Here is a 12,657-nt window from a genome sequence, read left to right on the forward strand (position 1 = left end):
GAATATCAAAAGTTGTATTTGATAAAGAGATATACTTAACATTTAATTCTAAAAGAAGATCCTGTAATCTATAATTTTTATCCATAATAAACCCCTCTATTGTGCTCAAAGCGGTTTTATTATATATTCCGAAAAGAGGATATGTTTTACCTTTGCTATCCTTTATTATTACGGCATCATAATCGTGGGAAACAAATTGAATAAAAAAGTCTATGAAGTCCTTAGTAATATTGGGGGTATCACAGGTTGTAACAAAAATAAAATCTGATTTAGTCTTTAAAAGTCCCTGATAAATACCCTCAATAGGACCTGCATTATTTGTCATATCTGTAACGATAGTACCCCTAGGAATAATGAAATTTTGATTTTTATTAACAGAAACCATTAGATTTTCAAAATCACTTAACTCACCTGTAATCTTATCCAAAAAAGTTCTATTTTTATCATATTTTAATAAAGCTTTATCTAAAAAATTCATTCGTGAGCTTTTACCACCAGCAAGGATTAAAGCATCAATATTTCTAATTTTATTCATACATGTTACCTCCTGTAAGTTTGTATTTAAGATGATATGCTAATATCTTTAATTAATAAAGAGGGAGAACCTATACCTGATAAATTAAATTTTAAATCATTTCCCACATTTTCGACATTTTTTAAAAGGTCAAAAAAGTTCCCAGCTGCAGTTATCTGATTTAAAGGTTTTTTAATCTTTCCATTCTCGATTAAAAATCCCTCTGTAGCTAAAGAGAAATCTCCAGATATCGAGTTTAAACCTGAGTGTAGTCCAGTGAATCCTGTTATAAGAATTCCATTTTGCAATTGAGATAAAAGTTGTTCAAAAGATAGATTACCTTTTTTTACAAAAAGGTTGAATGTAGAGATTCCCATTGTCCCTTTATACCCACCTTTTGCCGCATTTCCTGTTGTTTTAATACCATCTTTTTTAGCTGTTTTTAAATTATGTATATACGTCTTTAAAATTCCATTTTCAATTAAGTTTTTAGGAGTAGTTGGAACCCCTTCAGCATCAAATGGAGCACTACCATAACCATTCTCTAGATGAGGATCATCTGTGATTGTAATTGAGGGACTTGCCACAAGAGAGTTCAGTTTCCCCTTAAATTTTGATACACCTTTTTGAACAGCTTCTCCAGAAAAAATTCCACTCATAGAGCCTAAAAGGTCAGCAAAAGCATCATTTTCTATGATAACGTCATATACTTTGCTCTCAACAGATGTTGAATTTAATTTATTTAAAGCCTTGTTTACAGCCTCTGTTGAAAGTTTAATAGGATCCATATCAGAAAAATTTCTAGTGACGATATAAGCTGAATCATTTTTAATAGATTCATCATCTTGAACTACAACAGCTATATAGGCATAGATTGAATTAAATTTATGATAAAGATCTAAACCTTTTGAATTTTTAATTATATTTTCACCTGAGCCACTTCCAATCATACAATAGTTTACAGTTTTAACTCTAGGGTCAAGTTCTAATGCTGTTTTTTCAGCTTTTAAAAGAAAATTAATCTTTTCATCTACGGTGATAGCTTCAAGATTTGGATTAAATGAATCTATTTTTTTATATTCTGATTCTTCACTATATATTTCAACTTCATCTAAATTTTCTATTATTTTTCCATTGGAAATTGCTCTCTCTATTAAAGGTTTAATATCTTCTTCAAGTAGGGATTCCGTATAGGAATATCCCATCTTACCACCTATTTTTACTCTGAAGGAGATACCCATATTTTCAGAGTTATTATAGCTATCAACATCCCCTTTAAAAATTTTAATTGTTTCATTTTTAGAGGAGACGAAATATATTTCAAACTCTTCTAAACTCATATTTTTAGCAGTATCAAAAACTTTATCTATAAATAATTTTGCTTCCATAAATTCCTCCTGAAATATTAGTTAATAAATTGATATAAACTTATCTTCCTCCAACAACAATATCCCGAATCTTAACCCTAGGTTGTCCTACATTGGCAGGAATACTACCTGAAACTGAACCACACATTCCCTGTCCATGAGCTAAGTTATCACCAACCATATCTATTTTATGTAAAATTTCTGGCCCATTACCTATCAGTGTTGCTCCTCTAACAGGTTCTGTAATTTTTCCATCTTTTATTAAATAACCTTCCATAATGGAGAAGTTAAAATCTCCAGTACTTGGATTAACAGAACCTCCTCCCATATACTTGGCATAAATTCCATTTTCAATACCAGATAACATCTCATCTAAAGAGGAGTTTCCATTTAAAATAAAAGTGTTTGTCATTCTGGAGGTAGGAGCATATTTATATGACTCTCTTCTTGCACTACCTGTACTTTTAGTACCCATTCTTCTTCCATTTAATTTATCCACCAGATATCCTTTTAAAATACCATTTTCGATTAGAAGATTTCTTTGAGTAGGAGTTCCCTCATCATCTATATTTGATGATCCCCATTCATTTAGAAGAGTTCCATCATCCACTGCTGAAACTATATCACTAGCAACTTTTTTTCCAATTTTATTAGCAAACACTGAAAGCCCTTTGGCAACACTAGTAGCTTCTAATCCATGACCACAAGCTTCATGGAATATAACTCCTCCAAATTCATTCTCAATAATAACAGGCATCTTACCACTTGGAGCATACTTGGCACCAAGCATAGTTTTAGCGATTCTAGATGCCTCTTGAGCATACTCTTTCACATCAATCTCTTTAAAAAATTCAAACCCCTTAGAAGCTCCAGGACGATATGAACCTGTTTGCATATCATTCATATTTGAAGCGATACTTTCAATTCCTATTCTACTTCTAACTCTTGTATCTTCAGCCCAAACTCCCTCTGAATTAATAACTAAAATATTTTGAGTTGAGTCATTGAAGTTTATTCTCACTTGACTGATACATTCATCATACTCTTTAGCTGCTGCATATGCATCTTTCATAACTAAAATTTTATCATCTTTTAAAATGCTTCCAGGGGACAGGATAATCTTATGTTTGTTTTCTATCTCCTGCTTTAAAAGATTTATAACTATATCTTGTTTTGTTCCTTTTATAGCTTTAGCTGCTTTTTGAGCAGTTTTAATCAGATTCTCTTTACTCATATCATTTGTATAGGCATATACAGAGAATACATCTTTGAAAATTCTTATTCCAAGTCCAAAATCTTTTCCAGAGATTGCCTGTTCGATTTTTCCATCAACCAAATAAAAGGAATCTCCAGTTTTACTTTCTAAGAAAATTTCGGCAAAATCTCCACCAGTCGATAATGCTTCATTTAATATATCTTCAGCTAAAATTCTATCTAACATACGATTTCTCCTTTTGATCTTTTTATTAGAGTATAACATATGAAATATCTTTTAGATAGACAAAATAATTGAGTATTCTGATGGAAAAAAAATTAAAAATATAGTATAATAACTGGATAAATAATTGGGATAGGGGAGCTTTTTTTATGGAGAATTTTTTAGGAAATATATCAAATGAATTAGTGCTTTATATAGCAAAATATTCGCCAGTGCTTTTAAAAAAAATAATATATTTATTGATACTTTATTTTACATATAGACCAGTAAAAGAGTTTTTAGTGGTATCATTAAAAAAAATATTAAATAGAAGCGCTTTAGACGAGTTATTAATAAACTTTTTAATAACATCAACAAATCTATTAATATTAGTTTTTTATTTCTTAAATGTATTGGAGATATTGGGATTAAAAACTACATCTATTTTAGCGTTGATAGGTTCTATTGGAGTGGGACTAGGATTGGCATTAAAAGGAAGTTTATCAGATGTAGCTGGAGGAATACAGATACTGGTTACAAAACCCTTTAAAAAAGGGGATTTTATAATTGCCGCTGGAACTGAGGGAGCAGTACAGAAGATAAGTTTCCTATATACAGTTTTAAATAGTGTTGATAACAAAAAAATTATAGTACCAAATGGAAAGCTATCTTCATCAATAGTGACAACAGTAACAGCTAATCCCCAAAGAAGAGCAGATTTTCTATTTTTTGCTGAAAAAAAATGTGATATAGATAGGGTTAGGGCTGTACTTCTTGATATTGTAAGTAATCATCCAGCTGTATTAACAGATAGGGATATATTTGTTAAATTTGCAAAGGAAACACCAACAGCATCTGAATTTATAGTTAGAGTTTGGACTTTAAAGGAAAACTTTAGAGATTTAAATGCAGATATTCAAGAAGAGGTTAAGAAAAGATTTGATAAAGAGGGAATAAGAATTCCATATCAATCGTATGATGTAAATGTAATACCTCCAAGATAGAGATCTTGGAGGTATTTTTTTTACATACCCATTTTAATTCCAGCTTTTACTAACCACCAATTTATGGGATATGCAGTTATGAATCCACAACACATAGCAATTTGCATCATAAACCAAAACTCTGGAGTGGAAGGAGATAGTGGCCCAAACCAAACAAAAATAACAAGAGCCATCCATCCATACATACCAATTTGCCATGATGTAAGCGAAAGAAAATCTATTTTTAAAGCTCTTAACCAAACCTTAACTCCTTTTTCATTCATCATTGGAGCTATGGCAGCATATTGAAAAGTAACTCCTGTCAATAGAGCAAGAAAGTAATCCATTGTCCATTCACCAAAAGTATAGTTGTTAAAAAGTGTAAAAGGAAAAACAATGAAAAGCCATGGACCAATTAAGTCAGCTAAAGAACAACCAGCTCCACAGTGTAAGGTATCAGCAACGACCCCTTGCCAAAAACTTGAATATTTTTTACTTGAAGATGAATCATCCATTTTCATATTACCCATATCCATATTGCTCATATCCATGTTATCCATCTTCATACCGCTCATATCCATTTTTCTATTCTTTCCAATTGTAAAATAGGCCCAAACACCAAATAATCCAGCCCATAACCCATTTATAGGCCAAACAAGGTTCATAATAGGCATCTCTTTTTGAGGATATTTTAAAATATCTATGGTGATACTTAAAGCGGAAAGGATACCAACAACTATAAAAATTTTAGAAATAATATTAAACATTTAAACCACCGCCTGAAATAATAATTTTACAAATAAGTACATAGAAATAGCATAATTTCCTTTAAAAAATAAATATAAATAAAGGAGAAATCATAAAATCAAGGTAAAGACATATAAATCTAGTTGATAAAGGAGGTTGTTATGGAAAAAGTTTTAGTATTATTTAAATACTACAATGATGCTAAATTAGCGATTGAAAATGTTAAATCTTTAAAAAAGAGATTCAACTTTGAAATACTTCCACTTTATGTAAAAGAGTTAAAAGTTCCAACAGGGGTGACGTTTTTAAGCCCTAGTATGACTATGGATATTTTAAAAGAGTATGAGGATGAATATATTGAAGATTTAAAAAATCTATTGGTAAAAGAGGGTATACATGATGAGCTTATAGTAGAAATAGGCATAAATAGAGAGATAATTCAAGAATATTTAAAAAAAGTTGATTGCTTAATGATTGAGGAAACTGAATATTTAGATGAAGATTTCTTAGATATTTTAAAAATTTTATATAAGCCTGTGATTATTGTGAATAAAACAGTCTCTAAATATGAGAGTGTAGCTATAGTTTCTGATGATGGTATAAAAATTAATAAAAGTGTAAATAGCTTTATTAGAGATTTTCCACAGATAAAGAAAGTGGTACTATTGAGTTGGAACTATAAGTATGAGGAGAATAGTTTACTTGAGTTATTGGAGAGAAAAGGGGTAGAGACAAAAGTGGAGATGTACAATCAACAATTTAATACAAAAGAGGAGTTTTTCCAAAGAATGAATGAGTTTGATTTTATTGTTATGGGGAATTTAAGTAAATCATTTTTCTTTGAAAAGATAACAAAGCGTATGGGAGTAGAGATTATAGAAAAAGCTACCAGCCCTATATTTATAGGATAAAAAAACAGAGTCAAAATCTCTTTGACTCTGTCATTATTTTTTGAAATAATATTATTCGTTATAATATAAGTTTTCTGTAGGGAAAACAGGATCAGAAGTAACGTCAACACAAAGTTTTCTAAGTGTTTGCTCATCACCTTTTCCTAAAATTGTAGTAGAGTGAAGCTGAGCTCCTTTTAAAACAGGAAGTTGATCAAGAGCAGCTTGTGCCATAGGGTTAGTTGTAGCAGAAATTGTAAGTGCAATTAACATCTCTTCACAGTCTAATCCTAAGTTTTTACTCTGTAATGTATTTTTCTTTAATTTTGTAATATCCTCAATAATTGTTGGAGATATTAAATGTATATTATCATTTATTCCAGCTATAGCTTTTAAAGCATTTATTAAAACAGCAGATGATGCATCTAAAACATTAGATTTTTTACCAGTGAAAATCATTCCATTTGAAAGTTCCATAGCAACAGATGATAGAAGTTCATTTTTCTCACAAGCTTGTTTTTGCTTTTCTAAGTGCTCTCTAGCAGCAGTAACAACCTTTCTATCGCTCTCTTTTAAATCTAACTCTTCCATTATAAGTTTAGCTCTTTGGAAAGTTTCTTTATCTACATATCCTTTTTTATATTCACATCCAGTTTTAAAGTATCTTCTAATAATCTCTTGTTTAGAAGCTTCTCTAACAACTTCATCATCAATAATACCGAATCCAACTCTATTAACTCCCATATCAGTTGGTGATTTATAGATAGACTCTTTATTTGTTATCTTTTCGATAATTCTTTTTAATACAGGAAAAGCTTCAATATCTCTATTGTAGTTAACTGCAGTTTCACCATATGCTTCAAGGTGGAATGAATCAATCATATTAACATCTTTTAAATCTACAGTAGCAGCTTCATAAGCTATATTTAAAGGGTGCTTTAAAGGCACATTCCAAACAGGGAAAGTTTCAAATTTTGAATATCCAACAGCATTACCTCTTTTGTTTTCATGGTAAAGTTGGCTTAAACAAGTTGCTAATTTTCCACTTCCAGGTCCTGGAGCAGTAACAACAACTATTGGTTTAGTTGTTTCGATATATGGATTTTTTCCATATCCCTCTTCACTAACAATAGTGTCAACGTCAGTAGGATAACCTTTTGTAGCTCTATGTTTGTAAACCTTAATTCCTCTTCTTTCAAGTTTAGTTATAAAAAGAGATGTAGATGGTTGGTCATCATATCTTGTTATAACAACACTATTTACTTCTAGTTCACGTTCTCTTAGATCATCGATTAATCTAAATACATCCATATCATATGTAATACCGAAATCTCCTCTAATTTTATTTCTTTCGATATCTCCAGCATAAACACAGATTATAACTTCAACCTTTTCTTTTAGTTTTTGAAGTAATTTGATTTTCGCATTTTCGTCAAATCCCGGTAAAACTCTTTTTGCATGTAAGTCAAATAACAGTTTACCACCAAACTCAAGATATAATTTGTCAAAATTATTAACTCTTTCTAGGATATATTTCGATTGCTCCTCTAGATATTTATTGTGATCAAAACCTATTTTCATGACTCACTCCTTCATTATTTTTCATTTTTGTCAGAGCTATTCCTGACTCTACATCATAGCATGATATAAAAAAAAAATCTAGCTTAAAAATATTTTTTTATGATATAATTATAAAAATTTTTAGGGAGGTTAGAATGAAAAAAATACCTGTGATAATTGATTGTGATCCTGGATGTGATGATGCAATTGCTCTATTACTGGCATTTGCAAGTGATAGAATGGATATAAAAGGGGTAACGGTTTCAGCTGGAAATGTCAACATAAATAATACAACAGAAAATGCAAGAAAATTAGTAGGAGCTTTTAAACCTGAATTAAAAATTGCAAAAGGTTGTGAAAAACCTTTATTTAAAACAATAGTAACAGCTCCAGAGGTACATGGAGAAAGTGGGTTAGGGTCTGTTAGATTACCAGAGACAGATAAAAAGTTAGAGGGGATAACTGCAATTGAGCTTATAGCAGAGATATTAAAAGAGAGTGAAGAGAAAATAAATATTGTAATAACAGGTCCTATGACAAATATTGCTGTATTTTTAATGGTGTATCCAGAATTAAAATCGAAAATAGAAAAGTTCATTATAATGGGTGGATCATCAATAGGGGGAAATGTAACTCCATCGGCAGAGTTTAATATCTATGTGGACGCAGAGGCAGCAGATATTGTATTTAAATCTGGTGTTGATATTGTTCTATGCCCCTTAGATGTTACAATGAAAGCCTTTGTAACTGAAAAGGAGTTGGGTGAAATTAGAAACATAGGTGGATTGGCTTCAGAGGTTGCCTATGGTGCTATAAAAACTTCGTTAGATTTCTATAAAGAGTTCTACCAAAAATCAGAAGTTCCAATGCATGATCCATGTACTATAGCTTATCTGTTAAATTCAGAACTTTTTAAAGGGGAAAGAGTATTTTTAGGCACAGAATTAAAAGGTGAGTTTACTTATGGTGAAACAATAATAGATTATCGTAATAAATTTGGACAAGAAAAAAATGCACTGGTATTAACTGAAATAGATAGAGCAGGATTTATAACTCTTATAAAGAAAACTGTGGAAACTTTAAATAAATAGGAGTTTGGAAAAAACCAAAGGAAACAACCTTTGGTTTTTTTATTTGGCATTTTTTCTAAAAAATAGTATAATGAAGTAATACTTTGATTTTTTTTTGGTGAATTTTTTCACTTTTTTTTATGAAATATCAATGAATTAAATAATTAATTATTTAAATTATTTATATATTCTATTTCAAAAAACAATGATTAGGTGCTATAATCGAAAAACACGCACACTTTATAAACATTAACAGGAGGTAATAAGATGACAATTGAGTTATCAACAATTCAAACTATAGCAATGGCAGTTGTTGTATTGTATATAGGGAAATTTTTAAATCACAATTTCAAATTTTTAAAGGAAAACTGTATTCCAGAATCGGTAACAGGAGGAACAGCGTTTTCAGTAATCACTTTTATTGGATATAAAACAGGGATGTTTAATTTTATATTTGAAGATTCTTTAAGAAATATATTCATGATTGCATTTTTTACAACAGTTGGATATTCTGCAAGTTTAAAACTATTAAAAAAAGCTGGAATGCCGGTTTTCATGTTTTTAATAGCATCAGTGGGATTAGCTATATCACAAAACGTTTTGGGAGTGGGATTAGCACAGCTTTTAAATCTTAATCCATTGATAGGATTGGCAACAGGATCTATGTCTACAACAGGAGGACCTGGAACAGCTGGAGCTTTTGCACCAATACTGGAGAGCTATGGGGCTGAAGGAGCAACAGTTGTGGCAATGGCAACAGCTACTTATGCATTGATTGTAGGAAGTTTAATATCTGGACCAGTGGCAAATAGACTTATAAAAAAACATAACCTTTTGGAGAAAAGAGATGGGAATGGAGCTTATGACTCAGATGAAGAGAAGAAAACACCTTTAGACCCAAAACATGTTTCAACAGCATCATTCCAAATTATAATGGCCATGGGAATAGGAAGTTTAATATCAAACTATCTATCAAAGGCTGGAATAGTGTTACCATCATATATAGGTGCAATGTTTGCTGCAGCTTTAATCAGAAATATATCAGATTTCACAGGGGCTTATGAGGTACATTTAGATATTATAAATATAATTGGTGGATTTACTTTAACAATATTTTTATCAATGACTCTTATGAGTTTTAAACTGTGGGAATTACAGGGATTAGCATTACCACTAGTTATAATGTTAGTAGCTCAAACTATATTAATAGGTGTATTTGCATACTTTATAACATTTAGATTAACTGGTAAAGACTATGATGCCGTTGTTATGACAAGTGGGCATTGTGGATGTGGATTTGGAACAACACCAAAGGCTTTAGCTAATATGGAGGCTTTAACAGCGAAATATTTCCCATCTCCAAAGGCATTCTTTGTTATACCGATAGTTGGAGGATTATTTATAGATTTCTTCAACGCAGGAATAATAACTCTATTTATGAATATTTTACATTAATAAAAAACCACTCCTAAAATTTAAAGGAATTTAAAAAAATTTAAGAAGAAACATATTAGATATTAGGAGGTGGATTTTATGAAATTGAAACAAACAATATTAAAAGTGGAAGAAAGATTAAAAGAGGAAAAAACAGAGGAGTTACAAAAACTTTTGATGGAATTAAAGAAAATTGATGAAGAGGTTAAAGAGGGCGAAGCTAGAGATAAGGCAGTAGAAGAGATAAAAAGAAAAAATGATCATATAGAGTGGTTAAATATAAAAGAGATATAGAAGCTATTATTATTTTACATGCATTAAAAAAGAAAGTATGATATAATCTATAAAAAAGTTTTATGGAGGTATATCGTGCTTAAAATATTTAATGATAGAGTATACGGATTAGAAGAAAGTTTAATAGCTAGTGGATATCCTATGATAGCTGAATCGATAGAGGAGTGGGATGAAACTCCAGTTTTAGAGGAAAAAGATTTTAAAAGAGCTGGAAAGTTGGGAAATGTTCCAACAGGAACAGGTCATGATAACTTTTTAAAAGGGATAATTGTTCAATTTGATGTGACTTATCCAAATTACTGGACACCACAATTTCAAAGATATCATTTTGCTGATATAGTTTCATCAACATCTAAAATGCATAGATTGACAAAGATGGATTTAAAAAAATCTTGTAATGAGTATGTGGATGATGTGGTTATTGAAAACCTAAATAGATGGATTGAAATTTTTAACTCTTTTGAGAAAGAACAAAAAGAGATAGAGGTAGATGGAAAAATCTATACGAAATATGAAATTTATATGAAAATAATATCTAACTGTCCAATGGGATTGGAGCAAACAATGAGAGTTACAACATCATATTTGCAACTGAAAACAATGTATCTTCAAAGAAGATACCATAAGCTTAAAGAGGATTGGGGAAATTTCTGTGATTGGTGTTTAACACTTCCTCACTTTGAAGAGTTTTGTTTAAATAATAAATAATAAAAATAAGTAAAAAAGACTACAGTTCAATGGACTGTAGTCTTTTTTTAACGTCTATTTCTCAATAGATAAACTATTGAAGGGTATAGACCTGGGTAGTAAAGATTTTTTTGATATGCTCGAACTTTTGTTAAAAGAAGTATGCAGTAGAATCTTAAAAATAAACTTATAAAAAACATCAACTTTAATCCAGCATATGAATCGCCAAAGATTAAAATAGTTTTTCCCTGTAAAAAGTTAGCGAGATAACCTCCAAGAAAAGCTCCAGTTAATCCTAAAACACCAACAGAAAGCGAGTATGCTGCAGTATAGGAGTCTCTATCGGGGGATGAAAGTTCTAAAAGCAAACTAAATAGAGAGAGGTTTATAGCCGACCATCCCACTGAAGTACCAATAGCATCTAGCATAATTAAGCTATTGACCGTTTCTTTAGTCATTAAGAAATAAAAGATAACGACATAGCTAGATACTCCAATTCCAAAAGATAGAAGTTTTTTGTAACCGATTCGCTCAACAAGTTTTCCATATATAAAAAATGCAAATATGGAAAGTATTGCTGTTAAAGAGGTAGATAGTCCAAGTATAGTGTATGAAGCGTTTAAATCAACAACAGCAAAATAATAAAAATAGGGTTTTGTAAACTCTATGGAAAAATTCCACATAGCGATAAATATTAAAAAATTAAAGAAGTTACTATCTTTTAATGGTTTTTTTATAGAAAATCCAGCTTGTCCCTCTTTAAAATTGGGAATTTCATGGAAGTAAAGTAAAAATAGGGTTGTAATTGCAGCAATGGCAATAATAAGGGTTAAAATTAAAATGCTAGTTTTGCCAGGAGTATAGTTTAAAGCCTTGGAAACGATAGATGAAAAGATAACAGTAGAGATTGATATAAGCGTAAATCTTTTGGAAAAAAACTTTCCTCTATCCTCTTTTTTTATAATATCCCCAACCGAACTTGTCCAAATTCCACTTAAAAATGCGGAGAAAAAAGAGTAGATAAAAACGATTCCCACAAGTAATCTATAGTCGATTTTATCAAAAAGAACGATAAAAAAGAGAAAACACATGGGGATTCTGGCAGCAGCAGCACTAAAAAGCAGAGCTCTTTTTTTTGTTTTAAAAAATTTATAGTATGTTCCTAAAAAAATTTGAAGAAGTTGTAAACCTAAAGGAAGAGTTGTGATAACAGATATCCAAAATGGCTCACATTTAAAGTATAGAGCCAAAGCGGTAAGAGCAAATCCCTGTATTCCCAGAGATAGCATATTTGCACTCATTCCCTCTACCGTTATAAGAAATTTATTTTTTTCATAAGAGTTTCGAAACATAAGTATGACCCCCTGTTAATAAAAACAGGCAATGTTAAAGAGTTAACACCACCTGTTTAATCATTTTAATCAATTGGAATAGAAGTTGTCTCTGGTTTTTTTGTTTCATCTTTTGGTATAACGATATTTAAAATACCATCGTTAAATGATGCCTTAATCTCATTTTCTAAACAATTTTTAGGTAAGGTCATTTTTCTTTCAAAAGAACTAGATGAAAACTCTTTTTTAAAATAGGATTTATCTTTTTCCTCTTTACTCTCCTCTGTTTTATAGGAAAGAGTCAAAACTCCCTCAGAGATATTTAATTTTAAATTTTCTTTTTTTATCCCTGGAACACACACG

At 30.6% G+C, this 12,657-nt stretch carries 13 protein-coding genes; 6 read left to right on the plus strand and 7 right to left on the minus strand.

Annotated features, from left to right (window positions below; all coding sequences use genetic code 11):
• From mobA to ACMOUI_RS01375, 3 genes are all read right to left on the minus strand, one after another.
• A partial coding sequence (gene mobA, locus ACMOUI_RS01365) for a molybdenum cofactor guanylyltransferase (RefSeq protein WP_418963953.1) occupies nt 1–535 on the minus strand: 535 nt, incomplete at its 3' end.
• 26 nt (nt 536–561) lie between these two features.
• A complete protein-coding gene (locus tag ACMOUI_RS01370; protein WP_418963954.1) occupies nt 562–1,902 on the minus strand; it encodes a TldD/PmbA family protein in 1,341 nt (446 codons plus the stop codon).
• A 40-nt stretch (nt 1,903–1,942) separates the two neighbouring features.
• The gene (locus ACMOUI_RS01375; protein WP_418963955.1) at nt 1,943–3,322 is read right to left on the minus strand and encodes a TldD/PmbA family protein; all 1,380 of its coding nucleotides are present in this window, start codon (nt 3,320–3,322) and stop codon (nt 1,943–1,945) included.
• A gap of 146 nt (nt 3,323–3,468) precedes the next feature.
• On the opposite strand from ACMOUI_RS01375, the gene ACMOUI_RS01380 reads away from it, so the two are divergent.
• Entirely contained in the window at nt 3,469–4,302 is an 834-nt protein-coding gene (locus ACMOUI_RS01380) for a mechanosensitive ion channel family protein (RefSeq protein WP_418963956.1), read from the plus strand.
• A 20-nt stretch (nt 4,303–4,322) separates the two neighbouring features.
• On the opposite strand, the gene ACMOUI_RS01385 is transcribed toward ACMOUI_RS01380, so the two are convergent.
• Nucleotides 4,323–5,048, minus strand: coding sequence for a DUF4396 domain-containing protein (locus tag ACMOUI_RS01385; RefSeq protein WP_418963957.1), 726 nt, complete (start codon nt 5,046–5,048; stop codon nt 4,323–4,325).
• A 141-nt stretch (nt 5,049–5,189) separates the two neighbouring features.
• On the opposite strand from ACMOUI_RS01385, the gene ACMOUI_RS01390 reads away from it, so the two are divergent.
• Nucleotides 5,190–5,939: a hypothetical protein gene (locus ACMOUI_RS01390; protein ID WP_418963958.1), complete on the plus strand. Its 750-nt coding sequence runs from the start codon at nt 5,190–5,192 to the stop codon at nt 5,937–5,939.
• Nucleotides 5,940–5,990: 51 nt separating this feature from the next.
• On the opposite strand, the gene ACMOUI_RS01395 is transcribed toward ACMOUI_RS01390, so the two are convergent.
• Complete coding sequence (locus ACMOUI_RS01395; protein WP_418963959.1) at nt 5,991–7,499, minus strand: DUF1846 domain-containing protein; 1,509 nt, start codon at nt 7,497–7,499, stop codon at nt 5,991–5,993.
• Between the two features lie 134 nt (nt 7,500–7,633).
• On the opposite strand from ACMOUI_RS01395, the gene ACMOUI_RS01400 reads away from it, so the two are divergent.
• The 4 genes from ACMOUI_RS01400 (at nt 7,634) to ACMOUI_RS01415 (ending at nt 10,984) form a co-directional block, all read left to right on the plus strand.
• Nucleotides 7,634–8,569, plus strand: coding sequence for a nucleoside hydrolase (locus ACMOUI_RS01400; RefSeq protein ID WP_418963960.1), 936 nt, complete (start codon nt 7,634–7,636; stop codon nt 8,567–8,569).
• A 246-nt stretch (nt 8,570–8,815) separates the two neighbouring features.
• Nucleotides 8,816–10,003, plus strand: coding sequence for a sodium/glutamate symporter (gene gltS / locus ACMOUI_RS01405; RefSeq protein ID WP_418963961.1), 1,188 nt, complete (start codon nt 8,816–8,818; stop codon nt 10,001–10,003).
• 78 nt (nt 10,004–10,081) lie between these two features.
• Entirely contained in the window at nt 10,082–10,276 is a 195-nt protein-coding gene (locus tag ACMOUI_RS01410; RefSeq protein ID WP_418963962.1) for a hypothetical protein, read from the plus strand.
• A gap of 75 nt (nt 10,277–10,351) precedes the next feature.
• Entirely contained in the window at nt 10,352–10,984 is a 633-nt protein-coding gene (locus tag ACMOUI_RS01415) for a hypothetical protein (protein WP_418963963.1), read from the plus strand.
• A 47-nt stretch (nt 10,985–11,031) separates the two neighbouring features.
• Here the strand turns inward: ACMOUI_RS01415 and ACMOUI_RS01420 are convergent, their stop codons facing one another.
• Together ACMOUI_RS01420 and ACMOUI_RS01425 are read right to left on the minus strand one after the other, a co-directional pair.
• Complete coding sequence (locus tag ACMOUI_RS01420) at nt 11,032–12,315, minus strand: MFS transporter (protein ID WP_418963964.1); 1,284 nt, start codon at nt 12,313–12,315, stop codon at nt 11,032–11,034.
• A gap of 65 nt (nt 12,316–12,380) precedes the next feature.
• Nucleotides 12,381–12,657: Hsp20/alpha crystallin family protein (locus ACMOUI_RS01425; RefSeq protein WP_418963965.1), on the minus strand; the 277-nt coding region annotated here is incomplete at its 5' end.

Source organism: Cetobacterium sp. (assembly GCF_048470075.1).
Classification (GTDB): Bacteria; Fusobacteriota; Fusobacteriia; order Fusobacteriales; family Fusobacteriaceae; genus Cetobacterium_A.

Excerpts from the sequence above, each read along its gene's own strand:
- ACMOUI_RS01380 (WP_418963956.1), top strand. The coding sequence starts at position 3,469 with ATGGAGAATTTTTTAGGAAATATATCAAATGAATTAGTGCTTTATATA.
- ACMOUI_RS01395 (WP_418963959.1), bottom strand. The coding sequence starts at position 7,499 with ATGAAAATAGGTTTTGATCACAATAAATATCTAGAGGAGCAATCGAAA.
- ACMOUI_RS01375 (WP_418963955.1), bottom strand. The coding sequence starts at position 3,322 with ATGTTAGATAGAATTTTAGCTGAAGATATATTAAATGAAGCATTATCG.
- ACMOUI_RS01400 (WP_418963960.1), top strand. The coding sequence starts at position 7,634 with ATGAAAAAAATACCTGTGATAATTGATTGTGATCCTGGATGTGATGAT.
- ACMOUI_RS01410 (WP_418963962.1), top strand. The coding sequence starts at position 10,082 with ATGAAATTGAAACAAACAATATTAAAAGTGGAAGAAAGATTAAAAGAG.
- ACMOUI_RS01370 (WP_418963954.1), bottom strand. The coding sequence starts at position 1,902 with ATGGAAGCAAAATTATTTATAGATAAAGTTTTTGATACTGCTAAAAAT.
- ACMOUI_RS01420 (WP_418963964.1), bottom strand. The coding sequence starts at position 12,315 with ATGTTTCGAAACTCTTATGAAAAAAATAAATTTCTTATAACGGTAGAG.
- ACMOUI_RS01390 (WP_418963958.1), top strand. The coding sequence starts at position 5,190 with ATGGAAAAAGTTTTAGTATTATTTAAATACTACAATGATGCTAAATTA.
- ACMOUI_RS01385 (WP_418963957.1), bottom strand. The coding sequence starts at position 5,048 with ATGTTTAATATTATTTCTAAAATTTTTATAGTTGTTGGTATCCTTTCC.
- gltS (WP_418963961.1), top strand. The coding sequence starts at position 8,816 with ATGACAATTGAGTTATCAACAATTCAAACTATAGCAATGGCAGTTGTT.